This is a genomic window from Rhizobium sp. RAF36 (assembly GCF_052114105.1).
Classification (GTDB): domain Bacteria; phylum Pseudomonadota; class Alphaproteobacteria; order Rhizobiales; family Rhizobiaceae; genus Rhizobium.
The window spans coordinates 193,706-218,542 of the sequence record NZ_JBFREC010000001.1; the positions used below are offsets into that span (position 1 = coordinate 193,706).

Genomic DNA, 24,837 nt, shown 5'->3' on the forward strand with positions numbered 1-24,837 from the left:
GTCACTGCCCCAGACGTTCGAGGAGGGCGGGGACGTGGACCTGGTCGGTCTTGTAGTTGCCGGTCAGCATATACATCATGATGTTGACGCCGGCGCGATAGGCATATTCGCGCTGCGCCTCGTCCGGCGGCACGGTCGGCAGCAGCGGCGTTCCGTTTTCATCGACCGCCCAAGCACCGGCAAAGTCGTTGCCGGTGATCAGGATCGGCGAGACGCCGTCGGCGGAGGCGGCGGACTTGGGATCGCTGGCGCGATTGTCCTGGCGCGCCTCGATCCACAGCGGGCTGCCGGCATAGCGGCCGGGGAAGCTCGACAGCAGATAGAAGGACTTCGTCAGCACGTGGTCCGAGGGCACCGGTTCGAGCGGCGGAATATCGAGATTGGCAAGGATCTGCTGCAGCCGCTCGCCATTGGCGCTCTGCGCGCCACCGGAATTGTCGAGGGCGCTGAACTGGTCGCGGGTATCGAAGAGCACCGTGCCGCCCGAGCGCATATAGGCGTCGATGCGGTTGATCGCTGCCGTCGAGGGCATCGGGGCGGAGGCGGAAACCGGCCAGTAGATGATCGGGTAGAAGGAGAGCTCGTCCTTGGTCAGGTCGAGGCCGACCGGCGGTGCGGGCTCCAAGGTCGTGCGGTAGGTGAGGAATTCCGTCAACCCTTCGAGGCCGCGCTCGGAGATGTTGTCGACGTCCTGTTCGCCGGTCACGACGTAGGCGAGATGGGTGTTGTCGAGCCGTTGCAGGATCAGGTCGTCGCCGGGTTTGGAATCGTCGGCCCTGAGATCATGCGGCTGCAGGAAGAGGCCGGCGGCGATCGCCACGGCAATCAGCGCGGCGCTGCGGGCGGCGGGGCGAAGGCGCGAGAAGGCGCCGCTCATGAACATCACGATCAGGCTGTCGGCGAGCAGCAGCAGGAAGGCGATCAGGAAGAGCGCAGGCTTGGCCGACCATGTCTCGCCGCCGATCAATCCGGCGCGGATGACGGTGACGCCTGCGGTGTCCAGCGGCTTCAGTTCGGCATTATCAGGCAATACATTCAACGCGGTAAAGCCATCTTCTGAACCATAGAGTCCGGGTGGATTGTCGAAATTCGAGACCGGTGCGGCCTTGGCGTTCGGGATCAGCGGACGGGCGGTTCCGGTTTCTGTGGTCAGCACGCCCTTGGCGTCCAGCAGCCGGAAGGGCGGCAGCGCCTCGGCGGTGGATGCCGCACCGGCCTCGGAGGTCACGCCGCCGGAGCGGGAGAGCTGGACGATGCGGCGGAGCATTTCCACGAAGTTGCCAGAGATCGGCAGGTTCGACCATGTGGCCTCGGCGCTGACATGGAAGAGCACGATGCGCCCGGCGCTGATCGGCTTGGTGGTGACGAGCGGCGTGCCGTCGGCAAGGCTGGCCCAGGTGCGTTCGGCAAGGTCAGGTGTCGGTTCGGCGAGCACCTGCCGCTTGATCGTCACGTCGGTTGGCCTCGCCATGCCGGCGAAGGGGCCGAAATTCGGGAAGTCGGCGAGCGGCTGCGGTTCGGCCCAGGAGAGCGCGCCGCCGAGCGCGCGCTCGCCCTGGCGCAGCGTCACCGGCACCAGCGGATCGTCAGCCGGGGCTGCGGCAAGGCGCGGACCGGCGAAGCGGATCAGCGTGCCGCCATTGGCGATCCAGCGCTGCAGCGGCTCGTAGGTTTCCTGCGGCAGGCGACCGATATCGGCCATGATGATCACAGACGGGTTCTGCGCAAGAAGATCCGGGATCGAGGTGGCGAGATCGGGCGAATTCGGTTCGATCAGATCCGCGTAGGGCTGCAGCGCGCGCTGGATGTAATAGAGCGGCGAGAGCAGCGGCTGGAATTCGTCGCCTGCTTCGCCCGAGAGCAGCACGACGCGGCGGCGCTTGAAGCCGTCGTCGAGCAGGTGGACGGAACCGGCCGTCGCGTGGGCGTCGATGCTGACGCGGGCGAAATCGTTGCGCATCTCGAAGGGCGCGGCGATCGACCCTGTTGCCACCGACTGGCCGGGCTGGAAGGTGACGGAACCGGCGGCGATCGCACGGCCCTGGGCGTCCTGCGCCGTCAGCGGCAATTGCGAGGCGGCCGACGTGTCGAGGCGGGTGGCGGTGACGGTCATCGCATCGGCGGCGTTGGCAGCACCGGTGATGGCGATCGTCTGCGCCCTATCGCCTTCGACAAGCCGCAGTTCTGCCGGCTGCAGGTTGGCGAGGTCGCGGACGACGGTTTCGTTGTCCCTGGAGGCGGCGCCGTCGGACAGGAAGGCGAGCGTGCCGGGCTTGGTACCGTTCAAGGCGGCGCGCAATGCTTCGAAGGCGCGCTGGCGGTCAGGGACGAGCGGCTTGGGTTCGGCGGCGCGCAGCTTGTCGCGGGCGACGGCCGCGGTGCCGGGAACGGCATCGTTGGTCGGGTCGGCGGTGAAGGCGATGGCTACGGGGCTGCCTGCGGATTCCGCGTCGTCGATCAGCGCTTCGGCCGTCTGCACGCGGCGCTCCCAATCCGGTGCGGTTGCCCAGCCGTTATCGACGAAGAGCACGAGCGGGCCGCCGGAGGCCAGCGAATTGGTGCGCGGATTGAAGACGGGGTCGGCGATCGCCAGGATCACCGCGGCGGCGAGCAGCATGCGCAGCAGCGTCAGCCACCAAGGGCTCTGCGCCGGTGTTTCCTCGCGCTTCAGAACGGTCGCGAGGATTTTCAGCGGCGGAAAGACTTCGGTCTTCGGGCGCGGCGGCGTGAGACGCAGCAGCCACCAGATGACGGGGAGGGCGATGAGAGCGCCGAGGATGGCGGGGTAGGCAAAAGCGAAGGGAAGGGCGTTCACAGCTGCCCTCCATGCGTTGCCTTGGCCGGCATGCCGGAGAGATACATGTGGATCGCCACCAGCGCTTCGGATGCCAGATGGTCGGTCCGGTGGGTGACGAAGGTCCAGCCGAGATGACGCAGCGACTGGCCGAGACTGTCGCGCCGGGCGAGATAGGCCCGGGTGTAGGCATCGCGGATATTTTCGGCGCGGCCGGAGACGAGCTTGGAGCCGGTTTCCGGATCGGTGAATTCGGTGCGGCCGCTATAGGGGAAGATTTCCTCGGCCGGATCGGCCACTTCGACGACATGGCCGCGCAGGCCGCGGCGGGCAAGCGGCGTCAGCCGCGCCATGACGGCATCGGCATCGTCAAGGAAATCGCCGATCAGTACCAGATCGCTCCAGCCGCGGATCATCGCCACTTCGGGCAGGCCGCCGGTGAGCTGCGAATGCATCAGCGCGGTTGCCAGACGCTCGGCGGCATTGCGTGCCGAAACCGGCTCCATGACGCCGGGGCAGCCGATGCGTTCGCCTGAGCGCGCCAGGATTTCGGCGAGCGCCAGCATGATGACAAGCGCGCGGCTTTCCTTGGACACGCTGCCGAGCGTCGACTTGTACATCATTGACGGCGACATGTCGGCAAAGAGCCAGATCGTGTGGGCGGCTTCCCATTCGCGTTCGCGGATATAGGTGTGGTCGTCGCGGGCCGAGCGGCGCCAGTCGATGCGCGACAGGCTTTCGCCTTCGGTATAGGGGCGGAACTGCCAGAAATTCTCGCCGATGCCGCGCTTGCGGCGGCCGTGCCAGCCGGCGATCACCGTGTTGGCGATGCGCTTGGCTTCGACCAGACAATCGGGCACCAGCGAGGCGCGCTGCCTTGCTCGTGCAAGCGCATCGCTGCCCGGTGTCGGATTGACGATCTGTCCGATAGACGCCACGCGTTCTCTATCCTTGTTCTTATCCCCGGGCCTGCTTGACGAGGCCGGCAATCACATCGCGGACCGACATTCCTTCGGCGCGGGCGGCGAAGGTGAGGGCCATGCGATGCTCGAGCACGGGTTCGGCCAGAGCATAGACGTCATCGAGCGAAGGCGCGAGGCGGCCTTCGTAGAGTGCGCGTGCACGGGCGCAGAGCATCATCGCCTGGCCGGCGCGCGGGCCGGGGCCCCAGGCGACATGCTTGTCGGTCGCCGCATTGCCCTGGCCGGGACGGGCCGAGCGCACGAGGGCGAGGATGGCATCGACCACCTTGTCGCTGACCGGCATCTGGCGGATCAGGCTCTGGATCTGCGTCAGCCGGCCCGCATCGAGCACCGCCTGCGGCTTGGTCTCGCTGAGGCCGGTGGTTTCGAGCAGGATCTGCCGCTCGGCAGCAAGCTCCGGATAGTTGACGTCGACCTGCATCAGGAAGCGGTCGAGCTGTGCTTCGGGCAGCGGATAGGTGCCTTCCTGCTCCAGCGGGTTCTGGGTGGCGAGAACGTGAAACGGCGCCGGCAGGTCGTAGCGCTGGCCGGCGACGGTGATGTGATATTCCTGCATGGCCTGCAGCAGCGCCGACTGGGTGCGCGGCGAAGCGCGGTTGATTTCGTCGGCCATCAGCAATTGGGCAAAGACCGGCCCCTTGACGAAGCGGAAGGAGCGGCGGCCGCTCTCGTCCTGGTCCATGACTTCGGAGCCGAGAATATCCGAGGGCATCAGGTCCGGGGTGAACTGGATGCGGTTGGCGCCGAGGCCGAGCACTTCGCCGAGGGTGGTGACGAGCTTGGTCTTGGCAAGGCCGGGAACACCGACCAGCAGCGCATGGCCGCCCGAAAGCACGGCGAGAAGCGTGTTCTCGACGACGCTTTCCTGACCGAAGATCACCTTCGAAACTTCTTCACGGACAAGGGCGATATCGGCAAGCGCCTTTTCGGCGGCAGCAACGATCGCCTTTTCATCGAGGCTGTCTTCGGTCTTCATCATACCCATCAGGCATCTCCAACGGCTAAATCATTCGTCGCGAATCGGCGGACTTACACCTCTGCCTCATACCCGATAGAGTTATGAAGATGTTGCGGGCTGACAAGTTCGTTTCGAATGACTATCTCGTGACTTTCCCTCGTTAAGTGCAAACCGGGACAGAAGAATGGCAGGCGAAGAGATCAGGGCGAGCGAAGATGCAGCGGGGCTGGCCGCGCTGATTTCGCGTGCCGCCGGCGAAACCGGTGGCAAAACGCGCGGTCTTCCGCCCGTGGACAAGTGGAATCCACCCTTTTGCGGCGATATCGACATGGAAATCCGCGCCGACGGCACATGGTTCTACATGGGCACGCCGATCGGCCGGGCGCCGCTTGTCCGCCTTTTTTCGACGGTCCTGCGCAAGGATGAGGACGGCAAGACCTATCTTGTGACTCCTGTGGAAAAGGTCGGCATCCGCGTCGCCGATGCGCCGTTTCTCGCCGTCGAGATGAGTGTGACGGGACGTGGGAACGCGCAGGTGCTGACGTTTCGCACCAATACCGGCGATGTCGTCGAGGCCGGAGACGAGCATGCGCTGCGTTTCGTCATCCATGGCGAGAACAGTGAGCTGAAGCCCTATCTGCATGTGCGCGGCAGACTGGAGGCGCTGGTTGCGCGTCCTGTGATGTACGAGCTGGTCGAGCTTGGCGAAGTGATCGAGGTTGAGGGGCGCCAGATGTTCTGCCTTCGATCCGGCGGGCGGATCTTTCCCGTCATGCCTGCAGACGAACTGGATGCGCTGTCCCGATGACCGAACCGATTGCTTCCCGCTATCCGCTCTATTCGGCGGACGAATTCCGCCGCCGGGCGCTCAACCAGAAGGGCGGGCCGATCGATCTCGCCTGGCGCGATCATGGCGATCACCTGATCAACCAGGATCTTCTGCCCTATGTCGAGACCATCAAGCTGCGCGATGCGGCGGTGCTGGTGCCTGTCATCGATGACGGCGACGACGCGCGGGTGATCCTGACCAAGCGCACCGAGACGCTGCGCAAGCATTCCGGCCAGATCGCATTTCCGGGCGGTTCGATGGATCCGACCGATGAGTCGCTGGAGATGGCGGCGATCCGCGAGGCTGGCGAGGAGATCGGCCTCGCCGACATGTTCATCGAACCGGTCAGCCGCCTGCCGGATTATCTGGCGGCGACCGGCTTCCGCATCACCCCGGTTCTTGCCGTAATCAAGCCCGGCTTCACGCTGACGCCGAGCCCGGATGAGGTGGAAAGCGTGTTCGAGGTGCCGCTGTCATTCCTGATGAACCCTGATAATCACGCGCTGGACAGCCGCCCCTGGAACGGAGTGCAGCGCCAGTTTTACCGCATGCCCTATGAGGAATGGATGATCTGGGGCATTACCGCCGGCATCATCCGCACGATTTACGAAAGAATGTATGCATGACCAGTGTGGCTCACGAAGCCTGGTTTCAGGATCCGCGCCTGACGCGCGTCTTTTCGCTGCTCAATGCCGATGGCGGCGAGGGCAGGGTCGTCGGCGGCGCGGTGCGCAACAGCCTGATGGGGCTCGATGTCAGCGATATCGATATGGCCACGACGCTGACGCCGGAGGCCGTGATCGAGCGGGCGAAGGCCGCGGGTATCAAGGCGGTGCCGACAGGGATCGCGCATGGCACGGTGACGCTGGTTCTCGACAGCAAGCCCTTCGAGGTGACGACGCTGCGCACCGACGTCGAGACCGATGGACGGCACGCCAAGGTCGCCTTCAGCACCGACTGGCAGGTTGACGCCGAGCGCCGCGACCTGACGATCAATGCGCTCTATGCCAATGCGGCGGGCGAGGTGATCGATCTCGTCGGCGGGCTTGCGGATATCGAGACACGCCACATCCGCTTCATCGGCGATGCGGCGACACGGATATCCGAGGATTATCTGCGGATCCTGCGTTTCTTCCGGTTCTTCGCCTATTACGGCTCCGGCAGGCCTGATGCGGCCGGGCTGAAAGCTTCTGCTGCGGCGCGCTCGAAGCTCGCAACGCTTTCGGCCGAGCGTGTCTGGTCCGAGCTTCGCAAGCTGCTGTCGGCCAAGGATCCCGGCCGCGCGCTGCTCTGGATGCGAACCGTCGCGACGCTGAACGAGATCCTGCCAGAAACGGAGAAGTGGGGCATCGACGCCATTCCGGGGCTGGTGGCGACCGAGCAGGCGCTGGGCTGGACGCCGGATCCGCTGCTCCGGCTGGCCTCGATCGTGCCGCCCGATGTTCCCCGCCTGGTGGCGATGTCGGCGCGGCTGAAGCTTGCCAATGCCGAAGCTGCCTGGCTGAAAACCTGGGCGCTTGCCGTTCCTGTCAACGACGAGATTTCGTCTGCCGCCTTTGACCGGCTGCTTTACCGCAATGCGCCCGAAGGCATCATCGCACGGCTGAAGCTGGCGCTTGCGGTGGCGCGGAGCAAAGCGGAAGGTGACATGAAGGAGATGAGCCGGGCGGCGCGTCTCGGCAAGCTGCTCGAGCAGGCGGAGCGGTGGCAGAAGCCGAAATTTCCGCTGAGCGGCGGCGATGTCATGGCGTTCGGCATACCGTCGGGTCCGCGCGTCGGCCAGTTGTTGCAGACGCTTGAAGAGCAATGGGTCGATGAGAATTTCGTTGCCGACCGGGCGGCGCTGCTCGCCCGGCTGAACGATCTCACGAAATGATCAGGCCGCGTTCGCTTCGTTGCGGATGCGGGCCTTGATATTGTCGACCATGTTTTCGCGGATGGTAGTCTCGCCGTGGGCGGTCTTCATATGCTCGACCGCGCGGCGGACGACTTCGGCGTCGTCATTGGCACGGGTATGCCAGTCGCAGCCTGGAACGAGCGTACCACATTCGAATAGTCGCATTGTATCCTCCTTGATCCGGAACGTGACAGGATCGCGCAAATTCACGCGTAGCTTGAATGTGCAAAGAGAGGAGAAGGTTCCGGCCGATCGCGGCGATCGGCCGGATTGATATCGTTATTCCGGCATGGCCCAGAAACGGTAGCAGTCCGAAGACTGGTAAGGCGTGTTGGAATTGGCGCTTTCGCGGCCCTGTCCCTGCAGCTCTTCGGGCGACTTTCCGCCGGCGAGCTGAAGCTTGACCTGCTCGATGAAGCAGGAAAGGGGCAGATCCGAGCCGCTTTTCGCCCGCATGTCTTCTGCGAGACGGCTCAGAAATTCCGGGGCATCGATTACGCGGGATGATTGCTGCGCATCCGCGGATGAACCGCTTTGTATCGTCATGGACAATCCTCCTCCGATTGTTATGCACATACAAATTGATTTAGAACGCGTTCACCCTTCTTGAAGGGCATTCAACATGTTTTTACCCGTACGTTATCGTACAGTCTGATCTGCGGCGCCTACGGCCATTTCACCGTCGGCGGCATGGACGAGAGAATCGACTCGATATTGCCACCCGTCTTCAACCCGAAGATCGTACCGCGATCGTAAAGGAGATTAAACTCCACATAGCGGCCGCGACGAATCAATTGTTCCTCACGATCCTGTTCCGTCCATTGTTTGTTGAAATTGGCGCGAACAATCTGTGGATAAACTGCGGCAAAGGCCCGGCCGACGTCCTGCGTGAAGGCGAAATCGGCGTCCCAGCCGCCGGCCTCAGGGCTCGAATGCAGCCAGTCGTAGAAGATGCCGCCGGTGCCGCGCGGCTCGTTGCGGTGCTTCAGGAAGAAATATTCGTCGCACCATGCCTTGTAGGCATCGTAATCGGCAACCGCGTGCTGGCGGCAGGCGAGCTCCAGTGATTTGTGGAAGAGCTGGGTATCCTCGTCTTCCTGGCTGCGGCGCCGGTCGAGAACCGGCGTCAGGTCCGCACCGCCGCCGAACCAGCGGGTGGAGGTGACGACCATGCGGGTGTTCATGTGGACGGCGGGCACATTCGGATTCACGGGATGGGCGATCAGCGAGATGCCGGAGGCCCAGAAGCGCGGGTCCTCGTTGGCGCCGGGGATCTGGGCGCGGAAATCGGGTGCGAATTCGCCATAGACGGTCGAGGTGTGGACGCCGACCTTTTCGAAGACGCGGCCATGCATCATCGACATGCGTCCGCCGCCGCCCGCGCCATTGTCACGCGACCAGTCTTTGCCGATAAAGCGGCCCGGCTCGCGATCGGACATCGGTCCGGCGAGTTCGTCTTCCAGTGCCTCGAAGGTGGAACAGGTCGTGTCGCGCAGCTGCCGGAACCACGTCTGGGCCGCAAGCTTCTTGTCTTCGATGTCGGCGGGAAGGCCTGCCGGCAATACTGGTCTTTCCATACTAACCCCCATAGGCCGCAGCCGGAGCCGCGACCCGTCATTCCTGATTGCGACGCCTCCTATCAGCTAGGAACGCCAGTCGCCAGCGGGCGGAAGGCCGCAGCCAAGATTCGACTCGCAAATTAGCGGCTTCGATACTACCTTTTTCCGGCAGAGGTAGGTTTCATGAATAAAATTCCGGGACCTCCGTCATTCGACGGCTTGAAACGAAGGATCGAGCGGCATCGTGCCGAGGGGACGCCCCGAACGGGCGCGGACCGCTTCGTGCGCGAAACATACCGGCTTGCGCTGCTCGATGCGCGGGCCAAGGCCCGCGAATGGTTTGCCGAATATCCGAAGGCAGCCTACTGGACCGAGGTCGAGAGCTGGCGGCAGCTGGACAATGATCAGATAGAATTCACGATGCGCCGGCTGCCATCGGCAGATTGACTTCGATCCCTATTCCGCAGCGTCCTTGAGGCGGCTTTCGATCAGCAGGCCATGCTCGTCCATGATTGGGTGGGCGACCGAGACGATATGGGCGTTGATGCGCTTCAAGTCGCGAAGCATGTCGAGATGCAGCGAGCTGGTCTGCAGGCTGTCGGCGCGGCCGTCACGCAGGCGCTCCAGGTGGCGCTCGGAGGACTGCTTCTCCATCCTGCGGACCTCGACCTTCACTTCCATCATCTGCTTGGCGAGTTTGAAATCGCGGGTGACGAAGATCGTCTGGGCGATGCGAAGATTGTCGATCGTCAGGTGGAAAAGCTTCTTCAGCTCCTCATAGCCGTCCTCGGAGAATTTCAGGCCGAGCGAAGCCTTCTTGGTGACCTGCGGCAGCAGACCCTTCTCGATGATATCGCCGATATGTTCGAGATTGATCGCATAGTCGATGATGACGATCGAGCGGCGGCCGTTCTCTTCGCTGAGCCCTTCGCGGCCGAGCTTGGAGAGATAGATCTTCACCTCCTGCTGCAGGCTATCGACCCGCTTTTCGAGCGAGGGAATTTCCTTGAGCTTGGCGAGATCGTCCTTCTCGAAGGCATCGGAGGCGCGCATCAGCATGCGCTCGATGAGATCGCCGACACCCAGCGTTTCGCGGGTGGCGCTGGCGAGTGCCACGACCGGGGTCGAAAGTTCGCCCTGATCCAGATATTTCGGGGCGTTATCGGGCTGCGCTTCTTCCGGCACCAGACGCAGCATCAGCTTCGACAGCAGGCGTGAGAAGGGCCAGGCGACGGCGGCAAGCATCAGGTTGAAGCCGAGATGGGCGTCGACCGGCAGCTTTGCAGGCGCCAGCGGCAGAAGCTCCAGCAATTCGGCGCCGTATCCTGCGAGCGGCAGGGCGATGAGACAGCCGATGGCGCGCACGATCAGGTTGCCCAATGTCACCCGTTTGGCCGAAGCCGGGCCGGAGAGCGAGGCCACAACCGGCGGAATGGCCCCGCCGAGATTGGCGCCGAGCACCAGGATGATCACCAGATCCGCAGAGAGGATGCCTGTTGATGCCAGCGACAGGATCAGCACCACCGCAGCCAGGCTGGACGAGGAGATGAAGGCAATGCCTGCCGAGAAGGCGAGCGCAACCGGCCAGGCATTGTCGAGCAGGCCGACGAAGGCCGCGAGTGCCGGCGACTGGCGCATCGGTTCTGTGGCGCTGCTCAGCAGGTGCAGCGACAGGAGCATCAGGCCGATGCCGATCAGCGCCGTGCCGCCGCCCTGGCGGGAGGTGGAGCCGCTGCGATAAAGCACGATGCCGGCAAGGATCACCAGCGGCGACAGCCATTCGATGCCGGTGGCGACGATCCAGGCGGTGACGGCGGTGCCGACATTGGCGCCGAGCAGCACGATCTGCGCCATGCGCGGCTTGACCAGCTCACGTTCGACGAAGGAGGCGACCATCAGCGCGGTGGCCGTCGAGCTCTGCAATGCGACGGTGGCGACAAAACCGGAGAAGAAGGAGCGCAGACCGCTGCGCGTGCCGGTCGCAAGCCCTGTCCGGAGCTTGGCGCCAAAGGCCCGCGACACGCCATCCTTGACCTGCGCCAGGCCGAATAGCAGCAAGGCTACGGCACCGAACAGGTTTATCATGACGATCGTGGATTCCATTATCAGCAGTCTTCTTCTTGGTTGGCGTTTGCAATGCTGTGCATATTAGAATCACGTCATTGCCAATTCGTTGAAATTGCTGCGCAGTGACGGATTTTTGTTTGCCCGGCTAACAATAATAGGCCGATTTGGCAGCAACACAACGCCGTTTGCGACATATTGCAGGGATGTGCCGTCATCTACGGCGGAGCCGCTGGAAATCAATGGCATCCGGCGGCGAATGCTACCGGATGCCGCAGATGATTTCGGGTTCGGAGGGCCTTGGTCACCTCTGCGAGGAGGCGAGAAAAACTGCCAACTGTGCGTCGAACGCGCGCTTGTAGGCTGGCCGCGCCTCGCCGCGGGCGACATAGGCCGCAAGGTTCGGGAATTCATCGAGCAGAATGGAGCTTTTGAGCCGCTGCAGGACCGAGATCATCTGCAGGTCACCGGCGCTGAAATCGCCGTCCAGCCAATCGGCAGTGCCGAGGCGTCGTGACAGCTCGGCCAGCCGCTTGCGGATGCGGCCGGTGAGGAGGGGGAGGCGTTGTTCGTACCAGGTCTCGTTGCGCTCCAGAAAGCCTGTCGCTTCCCGTTCGACAATCGGCGGCTCTATGGTGCTGACGGCGGCAAACAGCCAGGCGATGGCGCGAGCGCGGCCGTTCTGATCCGCGGGCAGCAGGCCGGGGAATTGTTGCGCGATATGGAGCACGATGGCGCCGGACTCGAAGATCGCCAGGTCGCCGTCTTCGTATGTCGGGATCTGCCCGAAAGGCTGGAGCTCCAGATGGGCGGGCTGCTTCATCGCCTCGAAGGACACGAGACGGACCTCATAGGGTTGCTCGATCTCTTCGAGTGCCCAGCGGACGCGCATGTCGCGGGCCATTCCGCGGCCGCGATCGGGCGAGCATTCAAAGGCGGTGATGGTGATCGTCATCGTTTCCTCCAGAACATGTCTCTCTTGAAGACGTCCGGACAGCCAGGGTTCCGACATCGGCTTGTATCTTGGCACCGCTTTCCGGCCGCGGCGCGCCCCTAGGATTTGCGGGAGACGATCAGGCCCATTCGCGCTATGAAAAGCAACCACAGATCCTGCCCATCACATACCGAGGTCTTTTCCATGGCTTTGAACGTGCTTTTCATCGGCGGTACCGGCCAGATCTCTTATCCCTGCGTCGAGCGCGCGGTTGCGCAGGGGCACCATGTCAGCGTCTTCAACCGCGGGCTCAGGGGCGATCCGCTGCCTGCCGGCGTGACCTCGATCACCGGCGAACTCGGATCGGCAGCCTATGCCGATCTCGCCAAGGCCAATTACGACGTGGTCTGCCAGTTCATCGCCTTCACGCCGGATCAGATCGCCCACGATATCGAGATATTCTCCGGCCATTGCGGCCAATACATCTTCATCTCGTCGGCCTCGGTCTATGAAAAGCCGGCGCGCCATTATGTGATCACCGAGAACACGCCTGCCATCAATCCCTATTGGCCCTATAGCCAGGCGAAGATCGCCTGCGAGGAGCTGCTTAAGAAATCCGGCAATCTCGCCTGGACGATCGTCCGGCCCAGCCATACCGTCCGCACCGGCCTGCCGATCATGATGGGCGAGAGCGATATCATGGCGCGGCGCATGCTGGATGGCGAGCCGACGATCGTCGCCGGCGATGGCCACACGCCCTGGACCCTGACGCGTTCCGTCGATTTCGCCGTTCCCTTTGCCGGACTGTTCGGCAAGCAGGCGGCGCTCGGTGAGATCTTCCACATCACTTCCGACCGCGCCCATATCTGGAACGACATTCAGAAAGCGATCGCGCGGCTGCTCGGCGTCGAGGCCAAGATCGTCCATGTCCCGACCGACACGCTGATCAAGTACAATCCGGACTGGGTCGGTCCGCTGGTCGGCGACAAGGCCTGGACCGCCATCTTCGACAATTCGAAGGTCAAGCGCGTGGCGGGTGATTTCAGCTGTGCCGAGAACCTCGACGACATCCTGGCGGAACCGATCCTGCATCTGAAGCAGCGTCTGGCGAAGAACCGCCCGCCGAAGGGCGAGTTCGATGCGCTGATCGACCGGATCTGCGCGGCGCAGAGCGCGTTGGGGTAGGGCTTCCCTTGAGCAAACGATCGATGACGACGATCTGCCGTCATCGATCCCGTTGCCGAGGCGTGGTCAGATTTCTTCAAGCTTCGTTGAGCCATCCAGGCTTTTGATCAGAGTGGCACTGGCATCATTCAATCCCAAGACACGGGATGCGATGCCATGGGTATTGAAACGGTCTACGACCCGATCGAGTGCGGCGACTGCCGTGATGTCCCAGAAATGGGCCTTTGAAACGTCGATCGTCACGTCCATGCCCTTGGACTGCTCGATGTCGAATGCGTCGATGAAGACGTCGGCCGAGGCAAAAAATACCTGCCCCGACACCAGATATCTGACCTGACCGGCATCGGCGTCGATCTCCGTTTTCACCTGCAGGAGGCGGGCCACCTTGAACATGAAGAACACGCCGCTCAGCAGGACGCCGACGGTGACGCCCAGAGCCAGGTTGGCGCTGAACACCGTGACGAGAACAGTTACGAGCATGACGGCGCTCGACATTTTTGGGTGAACGACCATCGTCTTCAACGACGACCAGTCGAAGGTATCGATAGACACCATGACCATGATGGCAACGAGTGCGGCGACCGGAACCTGAGAGACCCAAGGCTTCAGCAGCACCATCAGCACGAGCAGCAACGCGCCGGCGAAGAGAGTGGAAAGCCGGCCACGGCCGCCGTATTTCACGTTGCTCACCGTCTGGCCGATCATGCCGCATCCGGCGATTCCACCGAACAGGCTGGAGGCCATGTTGGCGATGCCGAGGCCAGTGCATTCCCTGTTCTTCGAACTCGGCGTTCCGGTCAGATCGTCAACGACGCTCGCCGTCATCATCGATTCCAGCAGCCCGACCATGGCAATGGCCAGCGCCGGTCCGGCGATGATCGTCAGTGTTTCGAGCGTGATCGGGACGGCGGGCCAGCCGAAGACCGGGAGGGAATCAGGAAGTTTGCCGAGATCGGCAATCCTCATCACCGGAAGGTTGAACGAGATCGCAGCGACCGTCAGCACCAGAATGCAAATCAGCGGAGAGGGGATGGCGGTGGTCACCCTGGGCGCGATGTAGATAACCGCCAGACCCGCGGCCAACATGCAGTAAGCCAGCCAGTCTCCGTGGATGATGTGCGGCAGCTGAGCGGCGAAGATCAGGATTGCCAGCGCATTGACGAAGCCCGTTCGTACGGATTTCGAGACATAGCGCATCAGGACGCCGAGGCGCAGAATCCCGAAGGCGATCTGAACCAGCCCCGCGAGCAATCCGGCGGCGAAGAGGTAATGAAGTCCGTGCGCATGAACCAGCGGTGCCGCGACGAGAGCGACCGACCCTGCCGCAGCCGATATCATTGCCGGACGGCCGCCCGTGAAGGCAATGACGATGCCGATGACAAAGGACGCGAACAGGCCGACCTGAGGATCGACACCGGCGACGAAGGAGAAAGCGATGACCTCCGGGATCAAAGCGAATGTCGCGACTGCTCCAGCGAGCATTTCGCGCTTGGGATTGGCGGACCAATCCCTGCGGACGGAAGAAAATTGCATGTGATAAGTTCTCGCAAAGCATGACTAGCGCGCTCTTACGAGCGGCCGGTTGATTGGCATGCAGGTTTTGCGTGGTCTGGCGGATCGGCGGCCAGAAGAGCCACCCGGAGTTTCACCGGGTCCGTGGTGAGTGAATTCGTATTATCGCAATTCTTCCGCAATGCAATATGGCGCCGCTCTGGCGCGAAACGGCTGCTACATCATCCGGCGACCTTCCGTTCGTCGATGTTCTCCTCGCTGCCTACCCCCGCAAGCTCCCATATATCCACCTTCTCTGCGCGCCCCTTGACCTGCACCAGACCGAGCGGGTGCATTTCGAACTGCCCGGCAACGGCATCGCGTGTTGCCGCACTCAGCAGGATCGAGGTGTTGAACTGCTTGTTCAGCCCTTCGAGCCGCGAGGCGACGTTGATCGTGTCGCCCATGGCCGTGTATTGCTGCCGCGAGATGGCGCCGAAGCTGCCAACGACGGCGGGGCCGGTGTGCAGGCCGAAGCGGGTGAAGAGTTCCGGCAGGCCGTTTCCGGAATTGGTTTCGTTCATCGCATCGATCGCAGCCTTCATGGCGAGCGCGCAGCGGCAGCCGTTTTCGGCGTGCCTCAGATCTTCGACGGGGGCGTTCCACATGACGAAGATGGAGTCGCCGAGATACTGGACGACGGTGCCGCCATGGCGCTCGGCGATGGTGTTCAAGAGCTCGAAATAGGCCGAGAGTATATCGACCACGTCCTCGGGCGAGTGCTGCTCGGATATGGTGGTGAAGTCGCGGATATCGGTGAAGAGGACAGTGACTTCCTGCCGTCTCGCCTTGACCATCGTGCGGTCTTCGGAACCGACGATCCGCCGGACCACTTCGCGGGGAACATAGAGCGCGAATTGGCGGATGGCGTGGCGGCTTGCAGCCAGCGCCGTCGCCAGCGTGTTGATTTCCGAGATCCAGGAATGCGAGGCCGCCTTCTCGCCGACATCGAGATCGCCAATCCGCCGGGCCTCGTCGGCAAGCCTGTTCAGCGAGCGGCTGACGATGCGCGACAGGATCACCGATGCCGCGACACCGGCGATCAGGAACCCCGCGGCGATCAGGAGATTGTGGATCAGCAGCCGGTTGGCCTGCGCTACCAAATCCTCCAGCGGCACGACGATGGCGACGACATCGCCCTTGAACAGACCGGAGACGCTGACCGGGGCGATCTGCAGCAGGTGTCTTTCGCCGTCGAGCTCGATGCGCGCCAACCCGCCATTGGCAAAGGCCGGGTCGTGGCGCAGCCGGGCCACGGTTTCGAGGCTGCTGTCGAAGCTGTTGGCGGTCGTATCGGCCGGGCCCGTGCTTTTCGACCAGATATCGAGCAGCCTTTGCATGATGGCAGGGTCGGAGTGGGCAACCAGGTCGTCTGCATCGTCGATGATATAGGCGCGTGCACGCGGAGCGATACCCTGCGCATCGAGCAGGCGGCCGACGGTTTGCAGGTGGATATTGATGCCGACGACGACCTTGACGTTGTCGCGCATCGGCGCGGCGACGGTCAGTGTCGGGATCTGGAGCGTTCCGGCGACATAGGGGCCGTTCGAGATCGCCTGGCCATCTCGAACGGCGGATTGATACCATGGGCGCTGGCGCGGATCGAAGGAAGCGTAGTCGATGTTCTTCTCGCCGAGCGGTCTTGCCTGACTGTCGAGAAAACGGAGCGTCGAAATGACGTCGGCGCTTTGCCGTCCGGCGATGGTTCTGATCGCGAAGGCGGTGCCATCGGGTGCCGCAAGGGTTTGGCGCACATCGCGCCTGCTGGTGTTGATGACTTGTACGTAGGATCCATCGGGATAGCCGGTATAGATGCTCGTAGCATCCGGAATATTGCGCAGGGCTTCGAGCAGAAATTCCTGCTTTGCCTGCAGATCCTGCGGCGGAGGGGAGGCGAGCTGTGGCAAGGTCGAGGCGAGGGCAACGGCCTCGGTGCCGCCCTGCAGCGTGTTGCGATAGCCATCGATCAGCCGCAGGCTCATTTCGCGCATCTGCTGCACGCCGGCGCTGACAGCCGCCTCGCGGCCATGGCTGAAGGCCAGCCAGATGATTGGCGTCGAGGTACAGAGCAACGATGCGACGACGAGGACGCCGAGATGCAGCCTTAGGGGTTTGGACCAGCCCACGCGATTTTCCTCGACATCAGGAGAGGCGGCGGCGCTTGGAGAAAGCGCGCCACCAATCCGATCAGACGGCGTCCGGTTCCTTGCGCAGATTGGTCACGACGCGGCGGTTCTGCACCTTGCAGGAGCGGTCCGTGCAGTCGCGAACCTCGCGGTCCTTGCCGTAGCCCTTGGCCCACATGCGCTTGGCATCGACACCCTTCGAGACGAGGTAAGCCATGGCGGCATCGGCGCGCTTCTGCGACAGCGTCTGCATCTTGGATTCGGAGCCGGAATCATCCGCAAAACCCTGCAGCTTGATCAGCCATGCCGGATTGCGGCTCAGCCATGCGGCCTGGCTGTCCAGCGTTGCCATGGCAACGGAATCGAGCGTGGCGGAATCCTGGGCGAAATAGATGCGGCGGCCGACATTGAGGATGAAGTCCTCCTCGCTGCCCGCCGCGACCGTCTCGAAGCCTGGGGCGGGGTCATTAGTCTTGCCGGTCATCGGCGTTGGCGCGGGTTCCTCCACCGACGCAATATTGCTCGTGGTGCAGGAGGCAAGGGCCATCAGCATGGCTGTGGCGGCGAGACGGCCGGCAAATCCGGTCTTGAAAGGCATCTGGTGATTTCCTCATTCGACCGGGGTTGTCTGGCTGACCTGGGCTGCAGGCTCTGCCTGATCGGCAATATGCGGCAGGACCTGCACCGCGGTGCCGATCGGGCAGCGCTGATAGAGGTCGATCGCATCCTCGTTGAACATGCGTATGCAGCCGCTCGAGGCGTCCTTGCCGATGCTCCAGGGCTCCAGCGTGCCATGGAAACGGTAACCGGTATCGACGCCATCACGCAGCAGATACATGGCGCGTGGCCCGAGCGGGTTCTTCGGCGAGCCGCCGGCTACGAATTCCGGCAGTTCCGGATGGCGCTTGCGCATCTCCGGCGGCGGCGTCCAGCGTGGCCAGAGCGCCTTGCGGTCGATCGTGGCGCGTCCGAACCACTTGAAACCCTCGCGGCCGACGCCGACGCCGTAGCGGATCGCCGTCTTGTTTTCCATGATCAGGTAGAGGAAATGGTGCCGGGTATCGACAACAACGGTGCCGATCGGCTCGGTGCTGAAATACTTGACGACCTGGCGCTGCCAGCGCCTGTCGATCTTGGCGAAGTTGGTGCTTTGATAGGTTGTGCCGTTATCGACGGCGGTTCCGGCAAAATACGAGGCGGCGGCGGCAAATGCCGGGCGCTGAACCGCGCCCGCTGCAAGTAATGCCATGCCCCCATGCAAAACAGTCCTGCGGGTCCACTCCATCGGCAAGATCCCCCTCAAAGCCAAGCAGCGAAACCGCAGTAAATCAGGTTTTCTATTTGCTACAACAGAAAATTCTCCAGCATGGGTGGCTCACGTTACGGCTTTCGGGAAACTGGTTCCTTCGCCGTTACTCGGCGATGGCAATCTCGCCCCAATATTTCGCCGAAGCGGCCCGGCGCTTCAGCTCCAAACCGTCTGCCGCATCGCTTCTCCCGTTATCATCGCGGCAGAGACGGCGACGTTGATCGAGCGCTGTCCCTCGACCATCGGGATGAGGAGCCGCCCATCGGCCTTGTCATGGACGTGGTCGGGCACGCCGGCGCTTTCGCGGCCGAAGAGCAGGATGTCATCAGGCCGGAAGGCGAAGCTGGTGTAGGGGCTGGAGGCCTTGGTCGATGCGAGGATAAGGCGGCGCCTTGTGGTTGCGCGCCATTCCTCGAAGCGGTCGAAATTGACATGGCGGGTGAGGGCGGCCGATGAGATGTAGTCCATGCCGGAGCGCTTCAGATTGCGGTCCGATATGTCGAAGCCGGCTGGCTCTATGATATCGACGGCAAAACCCAGACAGGCGGCCAGTCTCAGGATCGTGCCGGTGTTGCCGGGAATGTCCGGCTGGTAGAGCGCCAGTCTGAGGTCGGTCATCGTTATCTCCGGGAAGGGTGTGCCAGCCCTAGAACATGTGTGTTTTGAACGCAACAGGACGCGTTTTGACCCTGAAATGTTCAATTTCTGCCGATTTTCAGCTGGAAATTTGGCGATTTTCGCGTTATCGGTGCACATCTTCAAACGCCAGCAGGGAGGCCGACATGAATATTTTGCTGCTCACGCGCCTTCCGGCCGTCATCCGACCGCTGGTGATGGCGCGTTCCTGACGCGCAAAAGCTTTCTCAAAATCCCCCATTGATCCATTGCGCGGCTGTTGTGGCCTCGCCCCTTGAACGTCCGGTTCCCATATGTGCTCAAGCGCGGATTTGCGCGGGCCGGGAGACGGAACGGTACGGTTCCGGAGCATTTTCATGTTTGGCTGGTTCGAACAGCGGTTGAATCCCTTCCCCAGCGAGGAGCCTGTGGCGCCTCCCACGGGGCTTTTCGCCTTTTGCTGGCACTATACCAAGCCGGCGGCACCCTGGCTGGCGATCATGGCGGTCCTCACCGCGCTGATCGCTGTCGGCGAAGTGGCGCTTTTCCAGTTCCTGGGCGATATCGTCGACTGGCTCGGCAACGCCGACAAGGCGACCTTCATGCAGAACGAGTGGCAAAGGCTCGCCTGGATGGGCGCGCTGATCCTGATCGGCCTGCCGCTGGCAGCGGGTATCGACTCGCTGATCATGCATCAGGTGCTGCTCGGCAACTATCCGATGATCGCCCGCTGGCAGATGCACCGCTTCCTGCTGCGTCATAGCATGACCTTCTTCGCCAACGAGTTCGCCGGACGCGTTGCCACCAAGGTGATGCAGACGTCGCTTGCTGTGCGCGAAACGGTGATGAAGATCCTCGACGTCTTCGTCTATGTCGTCACCTATTTCATCTCGATGATCGTGGTGATCGCTGCGGCTGACTGGCGGCTGATGATCCCGATCCTCGTCTGGCTCGGCGTCTATGTCGGCATCGTCTCCTATTTCGTTCCGCGGCTGCGCCGGATCGCCAAGCAGCAGGCCGATGCGCGCTCGATGATGACCGGCCGCGTGGTCGACAGCTATACGAACATCGCGACCGTTAAGCTGTTTTCGCATGCCGGGCGGGAGGAGAGCTATGCCAAGGAAGGCATGGACGAATTCCTGCAGACGGTGCATGCGCAGATGCGCCGTGTGACGCTGTTCCACATGTCGGTCTACATGAACAACTGCATCGCGCTGTTCGTGATTTCGGGCCTGTCGATCTGGTTCTGGCTGAACGGCGAGATTTCGGTCGGCGCCATTGCCATCGCCATTGGCCTGGCGATGCGTGTCAACGGCATGTCGCAGTGGATCATGTGGGAAGTGTCGGCGCTCTTCGAGAATATCGGTACCGTCTATGACGGCATGGATATGATGACGAAGAACCACGACATCACCGATCTGCCGGGTGCGCCGGTGCTGCAGGCCAAGCGCGGGGCGATCCACTACGAGCGGATCGGCTTCCACTACGGCAAGGGCAAGGGCGTCATCGAGAACTTGTCGCTCGACATCAAGGCCGGCGAGAAGGTCGGTCTGGTGGGCCGCTCGGGCGCCGGCAAGACGACGCTGATGAACCTGCTGCTGCGGTTCTACGACCTGGAAGCAGGGCGTATCACCATCGACGGTCAGGATATCACCGCCGTGTCGCAGGAAAGCCTGCGGGCGCTGATCGGTGTCGTGACGCAGGACACGTCGCTGCTGCACCGCTCGATCCGCGACAACATCGCCTACGGCCGTCCGGATGCGACGGACGCCGAGGTGATCGAGGCGGCGAAGCGGGCGAATGCCTGGGAGTTCATCGACGGGCTTTCCGACATGCATGGCCGCAAGGGGCTGGATGCGCAGGTCGGCGAGCGCGGCGTGAAACTGTCGGGCGGCCAGCGCCAGCGTATCGCGATCGCCCGCGTCTTCCTGAAGGACGCGCCGATCCTGGTGCTCGACGAGGCAACCTCGGCGCTCGATTCCGAAGTGGAAGCGGCGATCCAGGAAAACCTCTTCGCGCTGATGCAGGGCAAGACAGTCATCGCCATCGCCCACCGCCTCTCGACGCTGACCGAGATGGACCGGCTGATCGTGCTCGACAAGGGCAAGATCATCGAGTCAGGCTCGCACAGCGAACTGGTCGGCGAGGGCGGCATCTATGCCGACCTCTGGACCCGCCAGTCCGGCGGTTTCCTGGCCGATCACGAGGAAGAAGCCGACGCCGCGGCGGAGTGAAAATCAGAAAGCCCTTCCGGCGGAAGCCGGGAGGGCTTTTGCTTAGGCGGTATGGCGTTTTGCGGTGAGTTCCAAGCCCAGCGATTGCATCACCGCCAGGACCGTCTTCAGCGTCGGGTTCCCATCTTCGGCGAAGGAACGGTAGAGTGCTTCGCGTGCCAAACCCGTCTCCTTGGCGATTTCGCTCATCCCGCGCGACCTTGCGACGATGCCGAGCGCATGGGCGATATAGCCCGCGTCTCTGCTTTCAAACGCGTCCTTCATGAATTCGTCGATCGCCTCGTCCGAGGTCAGCGCATCCGCCGGATCGTAATCGTGTAATTTCTCAGCCATCGTTCTCGTCCAGTTCGCGCGCAAGCCTCTTGGCAAGCGCTATGTCGCGGCTCTGCGAACTCTTGTCTCCTCTACAGAGAAGAATGATCAGCTCTTTGCCGCGCGCCAGGTGATATAGAGCCGGTAGCCCGGCCCGTAATGAATGCGCAACTCGCTGACGCCGTCGCCAACCGGCTCTACATCGCCCGTTAGGCCATAGCTCAACCGCGTCAATCTGGCAGCGATAGCCGCACGAGCGCGCTCGTCCCTCAGCTTTCGCTCCCATTTTCGATAGATATCGGTTTGCGAAAGTCTGATCATTGGTTTGTGATTTATAAATCACAAACCTGAATTTTTCAAGTGTGACGCCTAAAGGCTATCCGCCCAGTCGCGGATGCGGTGGGTCTCGACGATGAACATGGTGTTGGCGCTGGCGAGCGTGCGCAGGTCGAGCAGGCGGCGTTCTTCTTCTCGCTCCAGCCATACGGCGACGGCCTCGCTGACGATCGCGTCGTGCTCGATCCCGAGATGTTCGGCGGCGGCCATCAGCCTTTCCGCAATTGGAAGCGGAATATGCACTCTCAGCATTTTCGTTTCCATGCCTGGATGTCTCCGTTGAGCGGCGATTGTACTCCGAGATTGTGGCGAGGTCAGCGGCATTCAACACGCCTCACGCCGATATTATCGAATATTACCAAAATATAAGGTTGTGTCAGCCGCCGTTACTCTTTGCCGGTCCGGGGTTTTTGCCTATATCGGCAATCATGTTGCTGCGCCCCATTCTCAACCTGTTCGAAACGTGGATCGACCCCTTCCGTCAGCGGGATAATATCCAGCCGCCGCGTTCGACGCTGGGCTTCATCTGGTTCTATATCGGCCAGGCACGATGGCCCTTCATTGCGATGCTCGTGCTCGGCGGAATGTCGGCGGCGATCGAGGCGGCGCTCTTCTGGTTCGTCGGCCGGCTCGTCGATATCCTGAGCACCATCAAGCCCGGCGACGGTTGGAGCAAACTGCTGGGCGATCACGGCGCAGAGCTCTTCGGCATGCTGGCGCTGATCGGCATCGTGCGCTTCGTCGTCGCCTTCCTGATCGCGCTGGTCGATCAGCAGGTAATCACGCCCGGATTCTACAATCTGGCCCGCTGGCAGTCCTATCTGCATGTGTCGCGCCAGTCGCTGCAGTTCTTCCAGAGTGATTTTTCCGGCCGTATCGTTTCCAAGGTCTGGTCGGCGGGGCAGGCGGTCGGCGATCTCGTGACGTCGCTGATGGAGAGCGTCTGGTTCGTCGGCATCTATGCGGCGGCGACGCTGGTGCTCGTTGCGAGGCTCGATTTCTCGCTCGCGGCCGTGGTGTTTTTCTGGATCGTCGCCTTTGGCGTGCTGGCGCGCTATTTCGTGCCGCGCATCCGCTTCCACTCCCGCGAAACGGCCGAGGCGGCGTCGATGCTGAATGGCCGCATGGTCGATTCCTACAGCAATATCCAGACGCTGAAGCTGTTTGCCCGCGACGAGGAAAGCGACCGCTACATGCGGCAGGGCTTCGATATCTATCAGGAAACGGTGCTGCGCTTCACACGCTTCATCACCGGCGTGCGCGCCTCGATGGCGTTGCTGTCGGGCCTGATGATCGTCACCATGGCAGGTCTCAGCGTCGATCTGTGGCTGCGCGGACTCATAAGCTCCGGCGCCGTCGCCTTTTCGCTGGCGCTGGTGCTGCGCCTGAATTTCCTGCTGGGCCGGTTGATGACGCAGTTCAACGGCATCATGCGCAATCTCGGCACGATCCAGAACTCCGCGGAGCTGATTTCTCAGCCCCTCGGTCTCGTCGATCAGCCGGATGCGAGGGAACTGGTCATCCGCGAGCCGAGCATCCGCTTCGAGAACGTTTCGTTTCACTACGGCAAGAGCAAGGGTGTGATCGATAACTTCTCGCTGACAGTCGCACCCGGCGAAAAGGTCGGTATCGTCGGGCGTTCAGGTGCCGGAAAATCGACGCTCGTGAACCTGCTGCTCAGGATGTACGACGTCGAGGGCGGCCGCATTCTCGTCGATGGCCAGGACATTGCCGCCGTGCGCCAGGAGACGCTGCGCATGCAGGTCGGTGTCGTCAGCCAGGATACGTCGCTGCTGCACCGCTCGGTGCGCGACAACATTCTGTTCGGCCGCCCGGATGCAGGCGAGGGCAAGCTGATCGAAGCCGCGAAGCGCGCCGAAGCCATGGGTTTCATCGACAGGCTGCAGGACCAGAACGGCCGAAAGGGCTTCGACGCCCATGTCGGCGAGCGCGGCGTCAAGCTTTCCGGCGGCCAGCGTCAGCGTATCGCGATTGCTCGCGTCATGCTGAAGGATGCGCCGATCCTGGTGCTCGACGAAGCCACTTCGGCGCTCGATTCCGAAGTCGAGGAGGCGATCCAGTCGAACCTCAACCGCATCATGGACGGCAAGACGGTGCTGGCGATCGCTCACCGGCTCTCGACCATCGCCGCGCTCGACCGCCTGATCGTCGTCGATCAGGGGCGAATCATCGAGGAAGGCACGCATGAGGCGCTGATTGCCAAGGGCGGGCTTTACGCCGAACTCTGGGCCCGGCAGTCCGGCGGGTTCCTCGCCTCCGATGACGGCGCTGGCGAGGGTACGGGCGGACGCGAGGCCAAGGTGGTCTAGAGCAGAGGCTCCAGCGCCCTCCAATCCCGCGAAGCCTACGGATTGACTTGAAAATTTCATCCGAAATTTCCCGCGACATTGTGCCGTCAGCCCCTTGTCAAGGGTAGACATAATTTGCGATCAAGCATAGAACGCGCCGGATTGGTGGGGAGTCTGTGGCCGAATTGTGTCTTCAACAGATTCGTCGCTGAGAGGGGCAGGGCGGAATTCCGCGAAAATTGCGCAGAGGATGGTTTAGCCGTGAGCGAACACGATACGACAAGCGGGGCTTCATCAGAGCCCACTCGCCGTGATTTCCTATATCTCACCACTGGTATGGCGGGTGCTGTCGGCGCCGTTGCGGTTGCATGGCCGTTCGTCGATCAGATGCGTCCGGACGCATCGACGCTGGCACTGGCTTCGATCGAAGTCGACGTGACGAGTCTGACGCCCGGCATGTCGCTGACCGTCAAGTGGCGCGGCAAGCCGATCTTCATCCGCAATCGTACGCCGGAAGAGATCAAGGCTGCTGCGGATACGCCGCTGGCCGACCTCAAGGACCCGGTTGCGCGCAATGCCAACCTTGCTCCCGATGCCCAGGCGACCGACCTCGATCGCTCCGCCGGCAAGGACAAGGAAAACTGGATCGTCATGGTTGGTACCTGTACCCACCTCGGTTGCGTACCGCTCGGCCAGGCCGGCGAATACAACGGTTGGTTCTGTCCCTGCCATGGTTCTGTCTACGATACGGCCGGCCGTATCCGTAAAGGCCCTGCGCCGCAGAACCTGGCTATTCCGACCTTTTCGTTCGTGTCCGACACTAAGATCAAGATCGGTTGAGG

Annotated in this window: 24 protein-coding genes and 1 other annotated feature; of the genes, 8 read left to right on the forward strand and 16 right to left on the reverse strand. The window is 62.5% G+C overall.

From position 1 onward, the window contains the following. Window position 1 precedes the first annotated feature (1 nt). The 3 genes from AB4Z25_RS00995 to AB4Z25_RS01005 are packed head-to-tail and all read right to left on the reverse strand — an operon-like array spanning window position 2 to window position 4,762. On the reverse strand, window positions 2-2,815 hold the full coding sequence (locus AB4Z25_RS00995; RefSeq protein ID WP_112537882.1) for a DUF4159 domain-containing protein: 2,814 nt from the start codon (window positions 2,813-2,815) through the stop codon (window positions 2-4). Then, complete coding sequence (locus AB4Z25_RS01000; RefSeq protein ID WP_112386234.1) at window positions 2,812-3,732, reverse strand: DUF58 domain-containing protein; 921 nt, start codon at window positions 3,730-3,732, stop codon at window positions 2,812-2,814. Before AB4Z25_RS01000 ends, AB4Z25_RS00995 begins: the two co-directional genes overlap by 4 nt. 19 nt (window positions 3,733-3,751) lie before the next feature. Continuing rightward, window positions 3,752-4,762, reverse strand: a complete 1,011-nt coding sequence (locus AB4Z25_RS01005) for an AAA family ATPase (RefSeq protein ID WP_442207806.1) — start codon at window positions 4,760-4,762, stop codon at window positions 3,752-3,754. Between the two features lie 157 nt (window positions 4,763-4,919). On the opposite strand from AB4Z25_RS01005, the gene AB4Z25_RS01010 reads away from it, so the two are divergent. The 3 genes from AB4Z25_RS01010 to AB4Z25_RS01020 are packed head-to-tail and all read left to right on the forward strand — an operon-like array spanning window position 4,920 to window position 7,440. After that, on the forward strand, window positions 4,920-5,543 hold the full coding sequence (locus AB4Z25_RS01010) for a DUF1285 domain-containing protein (protein ID WP_112537880.1): 624 nt from the start codon (window positions 4,920-4,922) through the stop codon (window positions 5,541-5,543). After that, window positions 5,540-6,190 carry a CoA pyrophosphatase gene (locus AB4Z25_RS01015; RefSeq protein WP_112537879.1) on the forward strand — a complete coding sequence of 217 codons (651 nt, stop codon included), beginning with the start codon at window positions 5,540-5,542 and terminating at the stop codon, window positions 6,188-6,190. Before AB4Z25_RS01010 ends, AB4Z25_RS01015 begins: the two co-directional genes overlap by 4 nt. After that, window positions 6,187-7,440, forward strand: coding sequence for a CCA tRNA nucleotidyltransferase (locus tag AB4Z25_RS01020; RefSeq protein WP_442207807.1), 1,254 nt, complete (start codon window positions 6,187-6,189; stop codon window positions 7,438-7,440). Before AB4Z25_RS01015 ends, AB4Z25_RS01020 begins: the two co-directional genes overlap by 4 nt. Here the strand turns inward: AB4Z25_RS01020 and AB4Z25_RS01025 are convergent, their stop codons facing one another. The 3 genes from AB4Z25_RS01025 to hemF all read right to left on the reverse strand — a co-directional run bounded on the left by AB4Z25_RS01025 (window position 7,441) and on the right by hemF (window position 9,038). Beyond that, complete coding sequence (locus tag AB4Z25_RS01025; protein ID WP_112386239.1) at window positions 7,441-7,626, reverse strand: DUF1059 domain-containing protein; 186 nt, start codon at window positions 7,624-7,626, stop codon at window positions 7,441-7,443. 114 nt (window positions 7,627-7,740) lie between these two features. Next, on the reverse strand, window positions 7,741-8,007 hold the full coding sequence (locus tag AB4Z25_RS01030) for a hypothetical protein (RefSeq protein ID WP_112386240.1): 267 nt from the start codon (window positions 8,005-8,007) through the stop codon (window positions 7,741-7,743). Window positions 8,008-8,126: 119 nt separating this feature from the next. Then, window positions 8,127-9,038, reverse strand: a complete 912-nt coding sequence (hemF, locus tag AB4Z25_RS01035; protein WP_112537877.1) for an oxygen-dependent coproporphyrinogen oxidase — start codon at window positions 9,036-9,038, stop codon at window positions 8,127-8,129. 165 nt (window positions 9,039-9,203) lie between these two features. On the opposite strand from hemF, the gene AB4Z25_RS01040 reads away from it, so the two are divergent. Then, window positions 9,204-9,467 carry a hypothetical protein gene (locus AB4Z25_RS01040; protein ID WP_112386242.1) on the forward strand — a complete coding sequence of 88 codons (264 nt, stop codon included), beginning with the start codon at window positions 9,204-9,206 and terminating at the stop codon, window positions 9,465-9,467. 9 nt (window positions 9,468-9,476) lie between these two features. On the opposite strand, the gene AB4Z25_RS01045 is transcribed toward AB4Z25_RS01040, so the two are convergent. Together AB4Z25_RS01045 and AB4Z25_RS01050 are read right to left on the reverse strand one after the other, a co-directional pair. Beyond that, window positions 9,477-11,123, reverse strand: a complete 1,647-nt coding sequence (locus AB4Z25_RS01045) for a Na/Pi cotransporter family protein (protein WP_112386243.1) — start codon at window positions 11,121-11,123, stop codon at window positions 9,477-9,479. Window positions 11,124-11,388: 265 nt separating this feature from the next. Next, window positions 11,389-12,039 carry a glutathione S-transferase family protein gene (locus AB4Z25_RS01050; RefSeq protein WP_112537876.1) on the reverse strand — a complete coding sequence of 217 codons (651 nt, stop codon included), beginning with the start codon at window positions 12,037-12,039 and terminating at the stop codon, window positions 11,389-11,391. A gap of 183 nt (window positions 12,040-12,222) precedes the next feature. Between AB4Z25_RS01050 and AB4Z25_RS01055 the strand changes: the two genes are divergently transcribed. After that, on the forward strand, window positions 12,223-13,203 hold the full coding sequence (locus tag AB4Z25_RS01055) for an SDR family oxidoreductase (RefSeq protein WP_112537875.1): 981 nt from the start codon (window positions 12,223-12,225) through the stop codon (window positions 13,201-13,203). A gap of 66 nt (window positions 13,204-13,269) precedes the next feature. On the opposite strand, the gene AB4Z25_RS01060 is transcribed toward AB4Z25_RS01055, so the two are convergent. The 5 genes from AB4Z25_RS01060 to AB4Z25_RS01080 form a co-directional block, all read right to left on the reverse strand. Beyond that, window positions 13,270-14,736 (reverse strand): SulP family inorganic anion transporter, encoded by a 1,467-nt coding sequence (locus AB4Z25_RS01060; RefSeq protein ID WP_112537874.1) that lies wholly within the window; start codon window positions 14,734-14,736, stop codon window positions 13,270-13,272. A gap of 70 nt (window positions 14,737-14,806) precedes the next feature. After that, window positions 14,807-14,862: a sequence feature (sul1 is cis-regulatory element that is thought to sense ions involved in sulfur or methionine metabolism; They are found in Alphaproteobacteria), on the reverse strand. Window positions 14,863-14,936: 74 nt separating this feature from the next. Beyond that, window positions 14,937-16,880, reverse strand: coding sequence for an adenylate/guanylate cyclase domain-containing protein (locus tag AB4Z25_RS01065; protein ID WP_442207808.1), 1,944 nt, complete (start codon window positions 16,878-16,880; stop codon window positions 14,937-14,939). Between the two features lie 61 nt (window positions 16,881-16,941). Then, window positions 16,942-17,478 (reverse strand): OmpA family protein, encoded by a 537-nt coding sequence (locus AB4Z25_RS01070; RefSeq protein WP_112515733.1) that lies wholly within the window; start codon window positions 17,476-17,478, stop codon window positions 16,942-16,944. A 12-nt stretch (window positions 17,479-17,490) separates the two neighbouring features. Beyond that, on the reverse strand, window positions 17,491-18,165 hold the full coding sequence (locus AB4Z25_RS01075; RefSeq protein ID WP_112537872.1) for a L,D-transpeptidase: 675 nt from the start codon (window positions 18,163-18,165) through the stop codon (window positions 17,491-17,493). A gap of 180 nt (window positions 18,166-18,345) precedes the next feature. Next, window positions 18,346-18,807: a tRNA (cytidine(34)-2'-O)-methyltransferase gene (locus tag AB4Z25_RS01080; RefSeq protein WP_112537871.1), complete on the reverse strand. Its 462-nt coding sequence runs from the start codon at window positions 18,805-18,807 to the stop codon at window positions 18,346-18,348. Between the two features lie 374 nt (window positions 18,808-19,181). On the opposite strand from AB4Z25_RS01080, the gene AB4Z25_RS01085 reads away from it, so the two are divergent. Continuing rightward, a complete protein-coding gene (locus AB4Z25_RS01085) occupies window positions 19,182-21,038 on the forward strand; it encodes an ABC transporter ATP-binding protein (protein WP_112537870.1) in 1,857 nt (618 codons plus the stop codon). Between the two features lie 42 nt (window positions 21,039-21,080). Here AB4Z25_RS01085 and AB4Z25_RS01090 read toward each other — a convergent pair whose 3' ends face one another. From AB4Z25_RS01090 to AB4Z25_RS01100, 3 genes are all read right to left on the reverse strand, one after another. After that, window positions 21,081-21,371, reverse strand: coding sequence for an addiction module antidote protein (locus AB4Z25_RS01090; protein ID WP_112386251.1), 291 nt, complete (start codon window positions 21,369-21,371; stop codon window positions 21,081-21,083). An 87-nt stretch (window positions 21,372-21,458) separates the two neighbouring features. Continuing rightward, a complete protein-coding gene (locus AB4Z25_RS01095) occupies window positions 21,459-21,671 on the reverse strand; it encodes a type II toxin-antitoxin system RelE/ParE family toxin (protein WP_442207809.1) in 213 nt (70 codons plus the stop codon). A 48-nt stretch (window positions 21,672-21,719) separates the two neighbouring features. Continuing rightward, on the reverse strand, window positions 21,720-21,950 hold the full coding sequence (locus tag AB4Z25_RS01100; RefSeq protein WP_112386253.1) for a CopG family transcriptional regulator: 231 nt from the start codon (window positions 21,948-21,950) through the stop codon (window positions 21,720-21,722). A 164-nt stretch (window positions 21,951-22,114) separates the two neighbouring features. On the opposite strand from AB4Z25_RS01100, the gene AB4Z25_RS01105 reads away from it, so the two are divergent. Both AB4Z25_RS01105 and petA read left to right on the forward strand, forming a co-directional pair. After that, window positions 22,115-24,016, forward strand: coding sequence for an ABC transporter ATP-binding protein (locus AB4Z25_RS01105; RefSeq protein ID WP_112537869.1), 1,902 nt, complete (start codon window positions 22,115-22,117; stop codon window positions 24,014-24,016). Between the two features lie 240 nt (window positions 24,017-24,256). Next, complete coding sequence (gene petA / locus AB4Z25_RS01110) at window positions 24,257-24,835, forward strand: ubiquinol-cytochrome c reductase iron-sulfur subunit (protein ID WP_112515740.1); 579 nt, start codon at window positions 24,257-24,259, stop codon at window positions 24,833-24,835. Window positions 24,836-24,837 lie beyond the last annotated feature (2 nt).

Excerpts from the sequence above, each read along its gene's own strand:
- AB4Z25_RS01005 (WP_442207806.1), bottom strand. The coding sequence starts at position 4,762 with ATGGGTATGATGAAGACCGAAGACAGCCTCGATGAAAAGGCGATCGTT.
- AB4Z25_RS01010 (WP_112537880.1), top strand. The coding sequence starts at position 4,920 with ATGGCAGGCGAAGAGATCAGGGCGAGCGAAGATGCAGCGGGGCTGGCC.
- AB4Z25_RS01015 (WP_112537879.1), top strand. The coding sequence starts at position 5,540 with ATGACCGAACCGATTGCTTCCCGCTATCCGCTCTATTCGGCGGACGAA.
- AB4Z25_RS01020 (WP_442207807.1), top strand. The coding sequence starts at position 6,187 with ATGACCAGTGTGGCTCACGAAGCCTGGTTTCAGGATCCGCGCCTGACG.
- AB4Z25_RS01025 (WP_112386239.1), bottom strand. The coding sequence starts at position 7,626 with ATGCGACTATTCGAATGTGGTACGCTCGTTCCAGGCTGCGACTGGCAT.
- AB4Z25_RS01030 (WP_112386240.1), bottom strand. The coding sequence starts at position 8,007 with ATGACGATACAAAGCGGTTCATCCGCGGATGCGCAGCAATCATCCCGC.
- hemF (WP_112537877.1), bottom strand. The coding sequence starts at position 9,038 with ATGGAAAGACCAGTATTGCCGGCAGGCCTTCCCGCCGACATCGAAGAC.
- AB4Z25_RS01040 (WP_112386242.1), top strand. The coding sequence starts at position 9,204 with ATGAATAAAATTCCGGGACCTCCGTCATTCGACGGCTTGAAACGAAGG.
- AB4Z25_RS01045 (WP_112386243.1), bottom strand. The coding sequence starts at position 11,123 with ATGGAATCCACGATCGTCATGATAAACCTGTTCGGTGCCGTAGCCTTG.
- AB4Z25_RS01050 (WP_112537876.1), bottom strand. The coding sequence starts at position 12,039 with ATGACGATCACCATCACCGCCTTTGAATGCTCGCCCGATCGCGGCCGC.
- AB4Z25_RS01055 (WP_112537875.1), top strand. The coding sequence starts at position 12,223 with ATGGCTTTGAACGTGCTTTTCATCGGCGGTACCGGCCAGATCTCTTAT.
- AB4Z25_RS01060 (WP_112537874.1), bottom strand. The coding sequence starts at position 14,736 with ATGCAATTTTCTTCCGTCCGCAGGGATTGGTCCGCCAATCCCAAGCGC.
- AB4Z25_RS01070 (WP_112515733.1), bottom strand. The coding sequence starts at position 17,478 with ATGCCTTTCAAGACCGGATTTGCCGGCCGTCTCGCCGCCACAGCCATG.
- AB4Z25_RS01075 (WP_112537872.1), bottom strand. The coding sequence starts at position 18,165 with ATGGAGTGGACCCGCAGGACTGTTTTGCATGGGGGCATGGCATTACTT.
- AB4Z25_RS01080 (WP_112537871.1), bottom strand. The coding sequence starts at position 18,807 with ATGACCGACCTCAGACTGGCGCTCTACCAGCCGGACATTCCCGGCAAC.
- AB4Z25_RS01085 (WP_112537870.1), top strand. The coding sequence starts at position 19,182 with ATGTTTGGCTGGTTCGAACAGCGGTTGAATCCCTTCCCCAGCGAGGAG.
- AB4Z25_RS01090 (WP_112386251.1), bottom strand. The coding sequence starts at position 21,371 with ATGGCTGAGAAATTACACGATTACGATCCGGCGGATGCGCTGACCTCG.
- AB4Z25_RS01095 (WP_442207809.1), bottom strand. The coding sequence starts at position 21,671 with ATGATCAGACTTTCGCAAACCGATATCTATCGAAAATGGGAGCGAAAG.
- AB4Z25_RS01100 (WP_112386253.1), bottom strand. The coding sequence starts at position 21,950 with ATGGAAACGAAAATGCTGAGAGTGCATATTCCGCTTCCAATTGCGGAA.
- AB4Z25_RS01105 (WP_112537869.1), top strand. The coding sequence starts at position 22,115 with ATGTTGCTGCGCCCCATTCTCAACCTGTTCGAAACGTGGATCGACCCC.